Source organism: Corynebacterium appendicis CIP 107643 (assembly GCF_030408415.1).
Classification (GTDB): domain Bacteria; phylum Actinomycetota; class Actinomycetes; order Mycobacteriales; family Mycobacteriaceae; genus Corynebacterium; species Corynebacterium appendicis.
The window spans coordinates 297,032-310,776 of sequence record NZ_CP046976.1; the positions used below are offsets into that span (position 1 = coordinate 297,032).

Genomic DNA, 13,745 nt, shown 5'->3' on the forward strand with positions numbered 1-13,745 from the left:
GGAGGTAAATTCACATGCCACGCAGCCTGAAGAAAGGCCCGTTCGTCGACGAACACCTCCTCAACAAGGTGGACGCACAGAACGAGGCTGGCACCAAGCAGGTCATCAAGACCTGGTCCCGCCGTTCGACCATTCTCCCCGATTTCATCGGACACACTTTCGCCGTCCACGACGGCCGCAAGCACGTGCCGGTGTTCATCGACGAGTCCATGGTCGGCCACAAGCTCGGTGAGTTCGCACCGACCAAGACCTTCAAGGGTCACGTCAAGGAAGAGAAGGGGCGTCGATAAGCGATGAGTGAAACGATCACTTCCGCACACGCAACCGCGAAGTACGTGCGCACTTCCCAGATGAAGGCGAACCGTGTTCTCGACCTCGTCCGCGGCAAGTCCGTGTCCGAGGCCCTGGCGATCCTGAAGTACGCGCCGCAGACCGTGTCCACCCAGGTGGCCAAGGTCGTCGCGTCCGCTGCTGCGAACGCCGAGAACAACTTCGGTCTTGACCCGCGCACGCTGGTCATCTCCGAGGCATACGCCAATGAAGGCCCGACGATGCGCCGTTACCAGCCGCGCGCTCAGGGCCGCGCCTTCCAGATCCGTAAGCGCACCTGCCACATCACCGTGGTAGTCGAGAGCCAGAAGGAGGCTTAAACAATGGGTCAGAAAATCCACCCGCACGGCCTCCGGCTGGGCATCACTTCCGACTGGAAGTCCCACTGGTACGCCGACAAGTCCTACGCGGACTACGTGTCCGAGGACATCAAGATCCGCGAGTACCTGAGCAAGAACGTGCAGCGCGCCGGCATCGCCGACATCGTCATCGAGCGCACCCGCGACCGCGTCCGCGTGGACATCCACACGGCACGTCCGGGCATCGTCATCGGCCGCCGCGGTGCTGAGGCAGACCGCATCCGCCGCGAGCTGGAGAAGCTCACCGGCAAGATGGTGGCCCTCAACATCCTCGAGGTCAAGAACGTCGACGCTAACGCCGCACTGGTTGCGCAGAACGTGGCTGAGCAGCTTGTCAACCGTGTGGCTTTCCGCCGCGCGATGCGCAAGGCTATCCAGTCCGCTATGCGCCAGCCGCAGGTCAAGGGCATCAAGATTCAGTGCTCCGGCCGTCTGGGCGGCGCTGAGATGTCCCGCGTCGAGCGTTACCACGAGGGCCGCGTCCCGCTCCACACCCTGCGTGCGGAGATCGACTACGGCCTGGCAGAGGCAGAGACCACCTTCGGCAACATCGGTGTCAAGGTATGGATCTACAAAGGCGACGTCGTTGGTGGCGTGCGCGAGTCCGAGCTGAATGCTCCGGGCAATGAGCGCCGCGGCCGCGGTGACCGCCGTCCCCGCCGCGGTGGCCAGCGCCGCCAGCGCGCAGAGCAGAAGAAGGAGGGCTAAGACACATGCTTATCCCTAAGCGCGTCAAGTACCGTCGCCAGCACCGTCCGAATCGTTCCGGTGTGTCCAAGGGCGGCAACACCATCAACTTCGGTGACTTTGGCCTGCAGGCTCTCGAGCCGGCTTACATCACCAACCGCCAGATCGAGGCAGCTCGTATTGCCATCAACCGCCACGTGAAGCGCGGCGGCAAGGTCTGGATCAACATCTTCCCGGACCGTCCGCTGACCCAGAAGCCGCTCGGCGTGCGTATGGGTTCCGGTAAGGGCCCGGTGGAGAAGTGGGTGGCCAACGTCAAGCCTGGCCGCATCCTGTTCGAAATGTCCTACCCGAACGAGGCTGTTGCCCAGGAAGCTCTGCGCCGCGCTGGCGCTAAGCTGCCGTGCAAGACTCGTATCATTGCGAAGGAGGACCAGTTCTAATGGCTACTGGCACCCCTGCACACGAGTTCCGTGAGCTCACTGATGCTGAGCTGAACGACCGTCTGAGCGCCGCCAAGGAAGAGCTGTTCAACCTGCGCTTCCAGCTGGCGACCGGACAGCTGGCCAACAACCGCCGCATCCCGGCGGTCAAGCGCGACATTGCGCGCATCTACACGGTGCTGCGTGAGCGCGAGCTCGGTCTGTCCACCGTCCCTGGTGAAGGAGCTAACTAATGTCTGAAGCAAAGAAGGGTCTGCAGAAGCGCCGCCGCGGCTACGTCGTCTCCGACAAGATGGACAAGACCATCGTTGTCGAGATCGAGGACCGCAAGTCCCACGCGCTGTACGGCAAGATCGTCCGTAACACCAGCCGCGTGAAGGCGCACGACGAGGAGAACACCGCCGGTGTCGGCGACCTCGTCCGTATCGAGGAGACGCGTCCGCTGTCCAAGGACAAGCACTTCCGTCTCGTCGAGGTCATCGAGAAGGCTCGTTAAGCACTTTTCGCTTATCGACGATCCAACGCCCGCCCCCTCATCCATTTCCGCGATGAGGAGCGTGGGCGTTTTTCGTATCCCGTCGTAGCGTAGGTTTTGCCGATAAAATCAAGCATTATGGTACGCAAGTTCGTCCGTGTAGGAGCTATTCGTTTCGGACGCGTGACAGGCGGCGTGCGTTACGCTGGGTGTCGTAACCGCATGATGCCAGCCGACGTGAGTAGACGCACACCATGAAGAAGATTGTCCGCCGTATCAGCGCAGTCGCGTTCGCAGCCGCCGCAGTGGCCGCTCCCGTGGGCGCCCCGGTAGCCGCCGCGTCGGAGATGGCCACCGACCTCACCCCGCCGCCGCCCGGCACCGAGTTCCCGTACTGGGACGAGGCCCAGTCAACGCAGTGGGCGGAGACTCCGGTGGTCCGCCCCGGCGACGAGGCGTTCGGCGACCCGTACGGACGTGGGCTGAAGGTCCTCGGCCAAGCCGACGCTGACACCGCTGTGTGCGCGTACAGCAAGCCGGGGCGCGGTGCCTGCTTCGTCAACGGTGAGCAGGCGGTGGGGATGGGGTACGAGTACTACTCCGTCGATAAGCGCGTGTCTGCGTTCGCCCCCGTGACGCGCCCGGTGCTGGACTTCTACGGCGCGGCGAAGCAGACGCTGTCGTCGCACCGCTACTAAGAGCTACTGGGAGCCTGCGGCGACGGCGATGCGTTCGGTGAAGCGCGCGTAGTCGTCGCGGATCGCGTCGAGGGGTTCGACGACGGCGCTTTGTGAGGTCGCGGCGATCTCTTTGCGCAGCGCCGCGCGTGTTCGGCGTTTCACGCCGCCACCGATGACTCCGCCGAAGACTGCGGTGATGAGCCCGATCACGAGGCCGGTGAGTAGCCCGGCCATGATGAGAAGCGTCGGGATCGGCCACCCTTCGACGTCGGGGACGAGGTCGCCGCCCAGCAGCGGGGTCAGCGCTCCGGGCACGAACGCGACGACCAGGTACCACAGCACGCCGACGAGCGCGGCGAGCAGCGCAAGCCACTGGACGACGGTGAGCAGTGACCAGCCTTTCGACGGCTCGGCGGGCAGCCGCGTGCGGGCGACGGCGCGGTCGAGCTCGGCAGGCAAGTTTTCAGCGACCTCGTCGGCGCGGTCGGAGACGGCGGACGCCCATTGCGGCGGCAGGTCGTCGGTGACGGCGGTGGCGTAGTCGCGCACGCCGCGGTTGGCCACGGCTTTTGACGCGGCGGTGAGCTCCGGCATCGACGTCCGGTGCACGCCGACGGTGTCGGCGTCCTCGCGCAGACCGAGGCGTTTGAGGGGGTCGGGGCGGAAGCGGGTCACCCACGAGGTGAGTAGCCAGCCGGTGCGCTCGTGGAGGCGCTTGCGGTACGCGGCGGCGGTGGAGTCCGCCACGCGGTCGGCGCCGGCGGCCTGCGCGAGCACGGAATCCAGGTCGCGCTTCGCACGCTTATCGACGTTGCCCTGTTTTGCCCCGTCCCCGTATTCCCCCGTCACAGAGGCGATATCGGCTTCGATGCGCGCGGACTGCGCGGTCCGGGCGGCGGCGACGCGGGTGATGGCGGCGCGGAGGCCGTCGATACCTGCCTGTGTGTAGGTGGAGGTGGGCACGACGGTGACGTTGGTGAGGCCGTCTTCGCGCAGCAGCTGCGCGTAGGACTGGGAGACGGTGGGGACGTCGGCCTCTGCGAGGAGGTCCGCTTTGTTCAGCACCGCGAGGGTGACGGCCGAGTGGTTGGCGTGGGGGCGGATGAACTCGTCGTGAATGACGCTGTCGGCGTATTTCTCTGGGTCGGACACCCAGACCAGCACGTCGACCTGGCCCGCGAGGCGTTCCGCGATGGCGCGGTTGGAGGCCTCGACGGAATCGAAATCGGGGAGGTCCAGCAGGATCAGAGGGCCAGCCTTGGGAGCGAATTCGCCGGAGCGGACGCGGCGGTCCTCCACGCCGAGCCAGTCGAGGAGCTCTTCGGAATTGTCCGGTTCCCAGATCGCCGCGAGAGGGGAGAAAGTGGTTGGGCGGCGTGCAGCCGCTTTGCCGAGGTCCTCGCCGACAACCGCATTGAACAGCGAGGTCTTGCCGGAGCCTGTTGCGCCGAAGAAGCCGACGACGGTGTGCTCCGCGGACAGTGCGCGGCGTTCGGCACCGGCGCGGGCGGTGGTCTCGAGGCGTTCACGTTGGGCCGGGGTGAGGTACGGTGCGCCGATTTCGGCGGCCTCGTCGAGCGCGGTGAGACGCTCGCCGAGAGAGGCGGTGTTGCGCTTAAACAAAGCCATTGCTGTCCTCCTTCGCCTTGAACCCGCCGCGGAGTTGGGCGAAGAGGTCGCGCAGCGGGCCGCGCTCGGCGCTCTCCTCGAGGCTTGCGGGAGCGCTCGGGGAGTTGGCTGGCGCGATCTCGGCGGAGGTTTTCGCGGTGCCTGCGAGCTCCGGGAACCGCTCCGCGACAGACGTGCGGGCGGTGTTGGTGGCGTCGGTCAGCTCCTCGGCGGCGGTGCCCTCGAGGAGCGGATCGGTGACGGGATAGTAGCGTTCGCGTTCGCTCTGGAGGAGGTCGCGGAGGCGCTCGTTCAAGTCGTTGCGGGCGTCGGAGGCCATGCGGCGGACGGTTTCCTCGCCGAAGATCGTCTCCAGCAGCTTCTGGCCGAGCACGGCGGAACCGCCTGCAATGGCCGCTTCGCTACCGGTGATGCCGGCGGTAGAAGCGAAGACGACGAGCATGAGAGCCACTGTCAGGACGTTGAGCCCGAAGGACATGGCGCGGGCGCGCTGGCGTTTGGAGCCGGCGGTGTCCTGGATGCGGTCGAGAAGCGCGGTCTGCCAGTCGCGGACCAGGGCGGCGGCGCGCTCGTCGATATCGGCGGAGGAGCGGGCGAGAGCCGGGTCGGCATCGGCGCGCAGGTCCGGGGCGACGGAACCGATGTGCGACCACGAACGTGCGGCGGCGGTGTCTGCGGCGTCCACGATCACCGCGTGGAGACCGGACTCGAGTTCTGTCTCCACCTCGCGGAGAGGAGCGGGCTCACCGGTGAAGAAGCTGCCCACCTTGTCCATCGTCTGGGAGAACCACCGCTCGAAGCCGCGGGAAATATCCGAGGTGCCCACGACATCCTGCCAGCGGTCCATCACCTCGGAGCGCAGCATCTTGCCGTCGGAGGTCGCGTCAATCACATGGGTGTGGGCGGTGGAGTACTGTTCACTGATCGCGCTGTCGAGCTGGGAGGCGAAGGCTTCTTGGCGGGAGCGGGCGTCGATAAGCTGCTCTACTTTTTCGATGGCTCCCGTGGCGGCGCCTGCGACCGTCTTGCCTGCGACCGCGCGGCGCGCCGCGGAATCCTCGGCGAGGCCCGTGAGGTAGGAGCGCAGCTCGGCGACCAGCGTGTCCTGCAGGAATTCCTCGGGGCTGTCGCCGCCCAGGTCGGGGACGAAGGGGACCGTGAACACGGTGGCGCCATGCAATCCGGCCTCGTCCATCATGCGGCGCAGATCGTCGGGGACCGTATCCGCCGAGGCCTCGTCCAGGCGGTTGAGCACCACCACGACCTCGATGCCGCGGCTGGCCGCGTCGTGCAGGAAATTCCACACCAGTTGGTCGGCATAGCGCGCCGGGGTAGTGACGAAGACCCAGAGATCCGCCGCCGCTAGCAGCTGGGAAGCCAGGGCACGGTTGCGGTCGTCGATTGAGTCGAAATCGGGGGCATCGAGAAGCGCGAGCCCTTCTGGAATGCTGCCCGTGGGCACGATGCGCAAGGTGGTGGACTGCTCGTTGCCCGCGCCGTGAGAACGCGCGAGCCCGGGCAGCACCTGCGGAGAATTGAACCAGTCCGCATCCGCCGGATTGGCCACCAGGACCGGTTGACGCGTCGTCGGGCGGATCACGCCCGGGTTAGAGACCCGCTCGCGCAGCACCGCGTTCACGAGCGTGGACTTGCCGGAGCCCGTCGACCCGCCGATCACCGCCAGAAGCGGGGCATCGAGGTTGGCGAGGCGGGGCAGGACATAATCGTCCAGCTGGTTCACGATGGCGCGGGCATCAGCTTCCACGCCGCTGTCACTCAAACGCGTGCCAGCGACAAAGTCGCGGACAACGCGCACGGCATCGAGCATGTCTACATTAGGGGAGTTCACCTAAGCTATTCTGGCAGACAGCTCGACGTCGTGCGGAGGGGGACAGGAACTAGTCGCGGTATTTCGTGCGCGTGCGGTTGAGCCAGCCGTAGATGCCGCCCATGATCAGACCGCCGCCGACCAGGTTGCCCAGCCAGACGATCGTCCAGTTGCGCAGGACGTTGCCGACCGTGAAGCCCTCGATGGAGGACGGGTCGAACATGAAGCCGTTCAGGGTCGTCAGCACGAAGTTCGCGATCGAGTGCTCGTAACCCATTGCCGCGAACGCCGGAATGATGATGGCCACGGCCCAGATCTTGGCGCTGTGGTCTTTACCGGCCTGCGCCGTCAGCATGAAGCCGATGTTGACGACCATGTTGGCCAAGATGGCCTCGAAAAAGAGGGTGAGACTCGGCTTAGCAAGCTTCGCCTCCCACAGGCTCGCCATGAACGGCATGGTCGTCTCGGCGTTCTGGCCGGTGGTGGTCATGGAAATCAGCCATGAAACAATGGCCGCGCCGACGAGGTTGAAGAATGTCACGAACAGAATGACCACCAGGCCGCGCGGGATCGTGTTCAGCTTATGGACGAAGCCATAAGTCATGAACATCATGTTGCCCGTAGCCAACTCGGCCTGGAGGACGACGATCATGTAGAGGGTCACCGCGAAGATCACCGCGAACGGGTACTTGCCCCAGCCCGGGGCGTAGGATTCGGTCAGGGTTGCTGTCGCCGCAGCGAACGCAGTCATGATGCCCAAAAGGACGCCGGCCATAATAGCGCGAAGGGCAAAGCGACCTGGCTCGCGGCCGAACAGGTCTAGCTTGTTCTGGATTGATACTGGGGCCTTCTCACTGAAACTCACTCTTCCCAAGCTAAAGCATTCGCGGGTGGGTGGCTAACCGTGATTTTGGCCCAGAATCTCCCTCTACGAACTAGTTGCGCGATGCCTGATCGAAGAACTCGCGTTCGTAGTAGCACGCGTACATGAAGGCTTCGACGGCGTCCGCGCGCTGCTTCTCGCTCGCGGAGGAGAGCGCCTTTTCCACGGAATTCAGGGCCATACGCACGGCATCTGTGAAATCGTCGCCCCCGTACATGGATAGCCACGCGTTGTACGGATGGTCCGGATGATTATTCTCCGCGAGGTGCAGACCGACCTCCGCGTAGAGCCAAAAGCACGGCAAAACTGCCGCAGCGCCGACAATATAGTCGGAAAAAGCTGCCGTAGATGTGAGCATATTCACGTAGCCGAGAGTGACCGGAGAGGGGGGAGTGTCCGCCTCAACGTGGTGCTGAGAGATCCAATTCCGGTGCAGCTCCGACTCCGCCTCGATAGCGACGGTCGCGGACTGCGTCCACCACACCTGGTCTTCCGCCTCCGGAGCCTTTGCACCCACCGTCGCCAGGGCACGGGAGTATTCACGCAGGTAATAAGCATCCTGCACCAGGTAGAAACCGAACTGCTCCTCCGGCAGCGTGCCGTCGCGCAGCGCACGGATGAACGGCAGATTCAGCGTCTCCGGCCATACCTTATTAGCCGCCTTGTCCCACAGTTCGCGGGTGAAGGGCCCGGCAGCGGGAATCTTGGGCTCGAGGGACGGGGTGGAGGGGGTGGTCCAGTCGTCGATAAGCTTCCATGGCCGCGTCGACCCTGCTGCCGCGAGGCGGCGCGAACGGTGGAAATGATCCACCGGCCCGTGGCCGCTGCCGACGTTGAGGTCGTCCGCGTGTGCGATCGCCTCGTGGAGCCAACTCGACGTCCAAGCGAGCGCGCCGTCCGGGTCGATTGCCATTCGCGTGGCGAGCGCCGACGACAGCGAACACCCCGTGCCGTGCGTGTTCTTCGTATCCACGCGCGGGACGCGAGCGACTTCCGTCTCACCTTCCTGTGTGACCAAGGCATTCGACGCGTAGCCCTCCTCGAGGTGGCCGCCCTTCACGACAACCTTCACTCCCGCCGCCTTCGCGTACCCGCGCCCCTGCTCAACCGCCTCGTCGAACGTCTCCGCTGGCGTTGTGCCCGCCAGCACGGCGAGTTCCGGAATATTCGGCGTGACTACCGTCGCGTGATCCTTCACGAATTGGCGCATCGCCTCCTCCGCGTCCTCTGTCAGAAGGCGGTCGCCGCTCGTTGCCACCATCACCGGGTCGACCACCACCGTCGGTACCGGGTGCGCCGCGAGGTAATCCGACACCGTCTTAGTCGTGTCCACGTCGCCCAGCATGCCGATCTTCACCCCGTCCACCTCGACATCGTCGACGACTGCGTCAAGCTGCTCCTTCAGGAAGTCCTGCGGCGGAACATGGATACTGCGCACCCCGTGCGTATTCTGTGCGACCAGCGCTGTCACCACGCACATGCCGTAGCCGCCCGCCGCCGAAATGGACTTCAGGTCCGCCTGGATCCCCGCGCCGCCCGTCGGGTCCGTGCCCGCGATGGACAGGATGTTCGGGATCGCGCTGCGTTGCGAGTCGGCCTCAAACGTGGCGCCGCTCGCGCCAGCGTCAGAAGAAGCGTGAGCAGAAGTAGGCAAAGAATCGGACAAAGACACCATCAGACATTCCTCCGCGAATATTGGTTCGTTCAGGTTCGACGGGTGTGATCTCAGCTTCGCGCCCGCCTCCGGTTTGCGCGGCTGCAGCTCTGGCGAACTGCGGCGTTGCGCGGCGACGGGTGCGCGGCACCCCGTGTCTTGACCCGTCATCGTACGCGAATTGCGGCGGGCCGGGGCGATGTTTCGGGCAGCGGCGGGATTTGGGCGAAGCAGAGATGACGTGGTTTAATACCACAGTTGTCTAACGCTGGTCGCAGCCAACGCGCGTTTCCGAGTTGAGGCTGCGAGACCCTTCGACGGTGGGGGAGATTGAAACCTGCCACTGTTCGTCGATAAGCGGAAAGGCACGAAAGACATTGACCACGTGCGTGCAGGACGGAAATCTGGCGCACATTGATCCAGGTCAGGAGACCAACTGTGATTCAGAAAGAATCGCGTCTGAAGGTCGCCGACAACACTGGTGCACGCGAGATTCTGTGCATCCAGGTGCTCGGCGGTTCTGTTCGACGCTTCGCCGGTATCGGCGACACGATTGTCGCCACCGTGAAGGAAGCCGCCCCGGGCGGCAACGTCAAGGAAGGCGAGGTCGTTCGCGCTGTCATCGTGCGCGCGAAGAAGGAGACCCGTCGTCCGGACGGTTCCTACATCTCGTTCGACGAGAATGCAGCTGTTCTGATCAAGAACGACACTGAGCCCCGCGGCACCCGTATCTTCGGCCCGGTCGCTCGTGAGCTGCGCGATAAGAAGTTCATGAAGATCGTGTCTCTCGCACCGGAGGTGATCTAGTTGAAGATCAAGAAGGGCGATATGGTCCAGGTCATCGCTGGTAAGGACAAGGGCGCTCAGGGTCGCGTCATCGAGGCGTACCCGCAGCGTGACCGTGTCCTCGTCGAGGGCGTGAACCGTGTGAAGAAGCACGTTGCTAACTCTTACAATGAGCGCGGCGCTGAGTCCGGCGGCATTGTCACCCAGGAGGCCCCGATCCACGTGTCCAACGTGATGGTGGTCGACTCTGATGGCACCCCGACCCGTGTGGGTTACCGCTTCGATGAGAACGGCAAGAAGGTCCGCGTTGCCAAGTCGAACGGGAAGGACATCTAATGACCGAGGCTAACTACACCCCGCGTCTGAAGACGCGTTACCAGGACGAGATTCGCGGCAAGCTGTCTGAGCAGTTCGGCTACGACAACGTCATGCAGATCCCGGGTCTGACCAAAATTGTGGTCAACATGGGTGTCGGCGACGCTGCGCGCGATTCCAAGATGATCAACGGCGCGCTCGAGGACCTCACCGCGATCACCGGCCAGAAGCCGCAGCTGCGTCGCGCGAAGAAGTCCATCGCTAACTTCAAGCTCCGCGAGGGCATGCCGATCGGCGCGAAGGTCACCCTGCGCGGCGACCGTATGTGGGAGTTCCTGGACCGTCTGCTGACGGTTGCTCTTCCGCGTATTCGCGACTTCCGCGGCCTGTCGGACACCCAGTTCGACGGCAACGGCAACTACACGTTCGGCCTGTCCGAGCAGACGATGTTCTACGAGATCGACGTGGACAAGATCGACCGTCCGCGCGGCATGGACATCACTGTTGTCACGTCCGCTGTCAACGACGAGGAAGGCCGCGCTCTGCTGCGCCACTTCGGCTTCCCGTTCAAGGACAAGGACGGCAAGATGCAGCAGGCATAAGCATTTCGCTTATCGACGCCCCCTGGGTCCCGGTTGTTTTCAATCCGGGACGCAGGGGGTTTCGTCGTTGGTGGGACTATTCTCGCAGTATTTGCCGGGCAGCGGGCATGTCCGCGTTTAGTCAGTGAATGCGCCGTCCTCGAACGGGTCGTGGACCCGGTTCGCCAGCTCCGCCACGGAGTCGAGGATGGTGGTGGGCCGGTAGGGGTAGCGGGCGATTTCGGCATCGTCGGAGATGCCGGTGCGCACGAGGATGGTGCGCATGCCGGCTTCGAGGCCGGCTTTGACGTCGGTGTCCATGCGGTCGCCGATCATGACGGTGTTCTCGGAGTGCGCGCCGATGTTGTTGAGTGCGGTGCGCATCATCACCGGGTTGGGTTTGCCGATGTAGTAGGGGCGCTTTCCGGTCATTTCGGTGATCATTGCGGCGACTGCGCCGGTCGCCGGGATGACTCCGTGCGGTCCGGGGCCGGTGACGTCAGGGTTGGTGCCGATAAAACGGGCGCCGTTCATGATCAAGTTCGCCGCCGTCGAGATCGCCTCGAAGGAGTAGGTGCGGGTTTCGCCCAGCACCACGAAGTCGGGGTCGGCGTCGGTGAGGATCCAGCCTTGCTCGTGAAGGGCCGTCGTCAAGCCTGCTTCCCCGATGACATACGCGCTGGACTGGCCCGCCTGCTTGGACATGAAGTTCGCGGTGGCTGTCGCGGACGTCCAAATCCGCTCGGGCTCGATGTGCAGGCCCATGCGCACGAGCTTCGCGGAGAGGTCCCGCGGCGTCTGCATGGAGTTGTTCGTGAGCACCATGAACGGGATCTCCTCTTCACGCAGGGCGGAGATGAACTCCTCGGCGCCCGGGATCACCGACCCTTCGCGGTGCAGCACGCCGTCCATGTCGGTCAAGTAGGAAATCATGTCATTCTCCTTCAGCTAGTTGGTTAGCAAGCAGACGCTTGACGACGAACGCCCCCTGCCGCGCGCCGTCTCGTGGGCGAGGTCAGGGGGTGTGAACGCGTCCGTCGGGAAGCTCTTTAGTCGGTGAGCTCCGCCTGGTTCATGACAACGCGCAGGACCTTCGCGGAGTGAGCGAACTGCTCGGACTCGTGCTCGTCGAGGCTGAGCTCGACAACGTCCTTGATGCCGTCGCGGTTGATCACGGCCGGGGTGCCGATGTAGATGTCCTCCTCGCCGTACTGGCCTTCCAGCAGGGCGCTGACCGGGAGGACGACCTCTTCGTTGCGGAGCACAGCGCGGGTGATGCGGGCGAGGCCGCCGCCGATGCCGTAGCTGGTGGAACCCTTGGCGCGGATGATGTCGTAGGCTGCGTCGCGGGTCTTGACGAAGATCTCCTCCATCTTGTTGGAGGTGTCCGGGTCGGTCTCCGACATCTTCTCCAGGCGGTTCTTCAGCGGGACGCCCGCGGCGGAAGCGGAGGAGGTGACGGCCAGCTCGGTGTCGCCGTGCTCGCCGATGACGTAGGCGTGGACGTTGGTGGCGGCGGTGCCGAAGTACTCGCCGAGTGCGTAGCGGTAACGGGCGGTGTCCAGCACAGTGCCGGAACCGATGACGCGGTTGGACGGCAGGCCGGAGAACTTCCAGGTCGCGTACGCGAGGACGTCGACCGGGTTGGTGGCGACGACGAAGATGCCGTTGAAACCGTGATCCATGACCTCGTCGACGATGGACTTGAAGATCTTGACGTTGCGGCCGACCAGTTCGAGGCGGGTCTCACCGTCGCGCTGTGCGACGCCGGCGCAGTTAACGACGACAGCAGCGTCGCGGCAGTCCTCGTAGGTGCCCTGGGTGACGCGGGTGTTGTGGCCGGACCACGGGACAGCGTGGTTGAGGTCCTGGACCTCGCCCCAGACCTTCTCTTCGTTCAGGTCGATGATGGCGAGGTGGTCGCTAAGACCCTGGTTGACGATGGCGGATGCGTAGGCCATTCCGACGTCACCGGCGCCAATCAGCACGACCTTGTTGCCGGGAGTGGGGTTTTCTACGTCGACGTCGACTTTGTGCGATGCGTTCGGATGGATCATTGATGCTCCTTCGCTCGTGTTCGCTGCGGTGCGTAGCAGTTAGCAGCTTTGACTCCGACATTAGTCACGAGTGCCCGTTTGCGCCCGCTTCGAAGTTATCCACAGGGTGCTTTTCGACAGGCCGCGGTGTGGGGTGGGTGCGCACGATAGAACCGGAGGCGTACCTTCGACACGCAAAACCAAGGGGGAAATCATGGGTACGACGAATATCGACAAGACCAAAGAACGCGTGCAAAAGTTGCTTAACCAGGCAGCAGACCGGGCCGGGACGGCCGAAGGGGAGGTCTTTTACCAGAAGGCGTTCGACCTCATGGCGGCCTACGGCTTCGAGGAGCGCGACCTAAAGAACCCGACCGACGGCGACGAGGTGATTATGCGCACATTCTCCCTCGGCGGCTCGTACACCGATATGCAGGCGTCGCTTTTGATCAATCTCTGCAACACGTTGCACTGCATGGGGTACATGGAAGGCGCCCGGCGCTCCCGCAAAGTCTCCACCGTCACCGCTTTCGGTTTGCGCCGCCACCTGGAGCGGGTGGACATGCTCTACGGCGTGCTAAACCCGCAGATGGCCGCCGGCGCGCAGAAGATCAGTGGCAACCGCGCTCTCGGCGTGGCCACCGTGGTCGCCCGCAGGTCCTACATGGGCGGATTCATCAGCGTCATCGCCGAGCGGCTGCAGGCAGCCGAGGGAACCGTCGCCGCCGGGAAGGGCGAGTACGCCCTCGCGCTGATGGACGACCGCGATAAGGCCAGCGACGCCATGAACGAGTTCGCCGCGCAGCAGGGAATCGAGTTCACCAACCGCTCCTCCCGAGCGACGGTGGACGCCGGAGCCTTCTTTCAGGGCGTCAGCGCCGGCGAGACCAGCGACCTCGGTCAGACACGGGTGCGTGCGCGGCCGGCGTTGCCCTGCTAGCGCGGCGCTGCGGCCGCGTCCGGGTGAACCTGCGGAAACGCGGCAGCTACACGCACGTGAATTTCCAGCGTCACGCTTGCGGCACGGACAAGCGTTCTTAGGCTGGGAATCACGTTCCC

Annotated in this window: 17 protein-coding genes; 11 read left to right on the forward strand and 6 right to left on the reverse strand. The window is 64.3% G+C overall.

Translation table 11 applies throughout. The features are described from left to right. Positions 1-14 precede the first annotated feature (14 nt). The 7 genes from rpsS (at position 15) to CAPP_RS01570 (ending at position 2,992) form a co-directional block, all read left to right on the forward strand. Positions 15-290, forward strand: a complete 276-nt coding sequence (gene rpsS / locus CAPP_RS01540; protein WP_005286746.1) for a 30S ribosomal protein S19 — start codon at positions 15-17, stop codon at positions 288-290. A gap of 3 nt (positions 291-293) precedes the next feature. Next, positions 294-650: a 50S ribosomal protein L22 gene (gene rplV / locus CAPP_RS01545; protein ID WP_076599108.1), complete on the forward strand. Its 357-nt coding sequence runs from the start codon at positions 294-296 to the stop codon at positions 648-650. Between the two features lie 3 nt (positions 651-653). Beyond that, on the forward strand, positions 654-1,397 hold the full coding sequence (gene rpsC / locus CAPP_RS01550; RefSeq protein ID WP_076599109.1) for a 30S ribosomal protein S3: 744 nt from the start codon (positions 654-656) through the stop codon (positions 1,395-1,397). Positions 1,398-1,402: 5 nt separating this feature from the next. Continuing rightward, entirely contained in the window at positions 1,403-1,819 is a 417-nt protein-coding gene (gene rplP / locus CAPP_RS01555) for a 50S ribosomal protein L16 (protein WP_076599110.1), read from the forward strand. After that, complete coding sequence (gene rpmC, locus CAPP_RS01560; protein ID WP_076599111.1) at positions 1,819-2,052, forward strand: 50S ribosomal protein L29; 234 nt, start codon at positions 1,819-1,821, stop codon at positions 2,050-2,052. The genes rplP and rpmC overlap by 1 nt, the downstream gene beginning before the upstream one ends. Next, positions 2,052-2,315: a 30S ribosomal protein S17 gene (gene rpsQ / locus CAPP_RS01565; protein ID WP_076599112.1), complete on the forward strand. Its 264-nt coding sequence runs from the start codon at positions 2,052-2,054 to the stop codon at positions 2,313-2,315. Before rpmC ends, rpsQ begins: the two co-directional genes overlap by 1 nt. Before the next feature lie 233 nt (positions 2,316-2,548). Next, positions 2,549-2,992: a hypothetical protein gene (locus CAPP_RS01570; protein ID WP_076599113.1), complete on the forward strand. Its 444-nt coding sequence runs from the start codon at positions 2,549-2,551 to the stop codon at positions 2,990-2,992. Positions 2,993-2,995: 3 nt separating this feature from the next. Here CAPP_RS01570 and CAPP_RS01575 read toward each other — a convergent pair whose 3' ends face one another. From CAPP_RS01575 to CAPP_RS01590, 4 genes are all read right to left on the reverse strand, one after another. Then, a complete protein-coding gene (locus tag CAPP_RS01575; RefSeq protein ID WP_234958828.1) occupies positions 2,996-4,603 on the reverse strand; it encodes a GTPase in 1,608 nt (535 codons plus the stop codon). Continuing rightward, positions 4,590-6,452: a GTPase domain-containing protein gene (locus CAPP_RS01580; protein WP_327077549.1), complete on the reverse strand. Its 1,863-nt coding sequence runs from the start codon at positions 6,450-6,452 to the stop codon at positions 4,590-4,592. Before CAPP_RS01580 ends, CAPP_RS01575 begins: the two co-directional genes overlap by 14 nt. Positions 6,453-6,501: 49 nt before the next feature. Then, positions 6,502-7,296 carry a formate/nitrite transporter family protein gene (locus CAPP_RS01585; RefSeq protein WP_076599115.1) on the reverse strand — a complete coding sequence of 265 codons (795 nt, stop codon included), beginning with the start codon at positions 7,294-7,296 and terminating at the stop codon, positions 6,502-6,504. A 70-nt stretch (positions 7,297-7,366) separates the two neighbouring features. After that, on the reverse strand, positions 7,367-8,989 hold the full coding sequence (locus CAPP_RS01590; RefSeq protein ID WP_084560564.1) for a bifunctional hydroxymethylpyrimidine kinase/phosphomethylpyrimidine kinase: 1,623 nt from the start codon (positions 8,987-8,989) through the stop codon (positions 7,367-7,369). Positions 8,990-9,406: 417 nt separating this feature from the next. Between CAPP_RS01590 and rplN the strand changes: the two genes are divergently transcribed. The 3 genes from rplN to rplE are packed head-to-tail and all read left to right on the forward strand — an operon-like array spanning position 9,407 to position 10,671. After that, entirely contained in the window at positions 9,407-9,775 is a 369-nt protein-coding gene (gene rplN, locus CAPP_RS01595) for a 50S ribosomal protein L14 (RefSeq protein ID WP_076599116.1), read from the forward strand. Beyond that, the gene (rplX, locus tag CAPP_RS01600) at positions 9,776-10,090 is read left to right on the forward strand and encodes a 50S ribosomal protein L24 (protein WP_076599117.1); all 315 of its coding nucleotides are present in this window, start codon (positions 9,776-9,778) and stop codon (positions 10,088-10,090) included. It begins immediately after the preceding gene. Next, a complete protein-coding gene (gene rplE / locus CAPP_RS01605) occupies positions 10,090-10,671 on the forward strand; it encodes a 50S ribosomal protein L5 (RefSeq protein WP_076599118.1) in 582 nt (193 codons plus the stop codon). The genes rplX and rplE overlap by 1 nt, the downstream gene beginning before the upstream one ends. 117 nt (positions 10,672-10,788) lie before the next feature. Here the strand turns inward: rplE and CAPP_RS01610 are convergent, their stop codons facing one another. Both CAPP_RS01610 and CAPP_RS01615 read right to left on the reverse strand, forming a co-directional pair. Next, on the reverse strand, positions 10,789-11,583 hold the full coding sequence (locus CAPP_RS01610) for an HAD-IIA family hydrolase (protein ID WP_076599119.1): 795 nt from the start codon (positions 11,581-11,583) through the stop codon (positions 10,789-10,791). A 116-nt stretch (positions 11,584-11,699) separates the two neighbouring features. Continuing rightward, on the reverse strand, positions 11,700-12,707 hold the full coding sequence (locus CAPP_RS01615) for an L-lactate dehydrogenase (protein ID WP_076599120.1): 1,008 nt from the start codon (positions 12,705-12,707) through the stop codon (positions 11,700-11,702). Positions 12,708-12,900: 193 nt separating this feature from the next. Here CAPP_RS01615 and CAPP_RS01620 point away from each other — a divergent pair, with 193 nt between their 5' ends. Continuing rightward, positions 12,901-13,626, forward strand: a complete 726-nt coding sequence (locus tag CAPP_RS01620; protein ID WP_076599121.1) for a DUF2786 domain-containing protein — start codon at positions 12,901-12,903, stop codon at positions 13,624-13,626. Positions 13,627-13,745: the final 119 nt, after the last annotated feature.

Bases quoted from the DNA above. Each gene is read 5' to 3' on its own strand.
- rpsS (WP_005286746.1), top strand. From the start codon at position 15: ATGCCACGCAGCCTGAAGAAAGGCCCGTTCGTCGACGAACACCTCCTC.
- rplV (WP_076599108.1), top strand. From the start codon at position 294: ATGAGTGAAACGATCACTTCCGCACACGCAACCGCGAAGTACGTGCGC.
- rpsC (WP_076599109.1), top strand. From the start codon at position 654: ATGGGTCAGAAAATCCACCCGCACGGCCTCCGGCTGGGCATCACTTCC.
- rplP (WP_076599110.1), top strand. From the start codon at position 1,403: ATGCTTATCCCTAAGCGCGTCAAGTACCGTCGCCAGCACCGTCCGAAT.
- rpmC (WP_076599111.1), top strand. From the start codon at position 1,819: ATGGCTACTGGCACCCCTGCACACGAGTTCCGTGAGCTCACTGATGCT.
- rpsQ (WP_076599112.1), top strand. From the start codon at position 2,052: ATGTCTGAAGCAAAGAAGGGTCTGCAGAAGCGCCGCCGCGGCTACGTC.
- CAPP_RS01570 (WP_076599113.1), top strand. From the start codon at position 2,549: ATGAAGAAGATTGTCCGCCGTATCAGCGCAGTCGCGTTCGCAGCCGCC.
- CAPP_RS01575 (WP_234958828.1), bottom strand. From the start codon at position 4,603: ATGGCTTTGTTTAAGCGCAACACCGCCTCTCTCGGCGAGCGTCTCACC.
- CAPP_RS01590 (WP_084560564.1), bottom strand. From the start codon at position 8,989: ATGGTGTCTTTGTCCGATTCTTTGCCTACTTCTGCTCACGCTTCTTCT.
- rplE (WP_076599118.1), top strand. From the start codon at position 10,090: ATGACCGAGGCTAACTACACCCCGCGTCTGAAGACGCGTTACCAGGAC.
- CAPP_RS01610 (WP_076599119.1), bottom strand. From the start codon at position 11,583: ATGATTTCCTACTTGACCGACATGGACGGCGTGCTGCACCGCGAAGGG.
- CAPP_RS01615 (WP_076599120.1), bottom strand. From the start codon at position 12,707: ATGATCCATCCGAACGCATCGCACAAAGTCGACGTCGACGTAGAAAAC.
- CAPP_RS01620 (WP_076599121.1), top strand. From the start codon at position 12,901: ATGGGTACGACGAATATCGACAAGACCAAAGAACGCGTGCAAAAGTTG.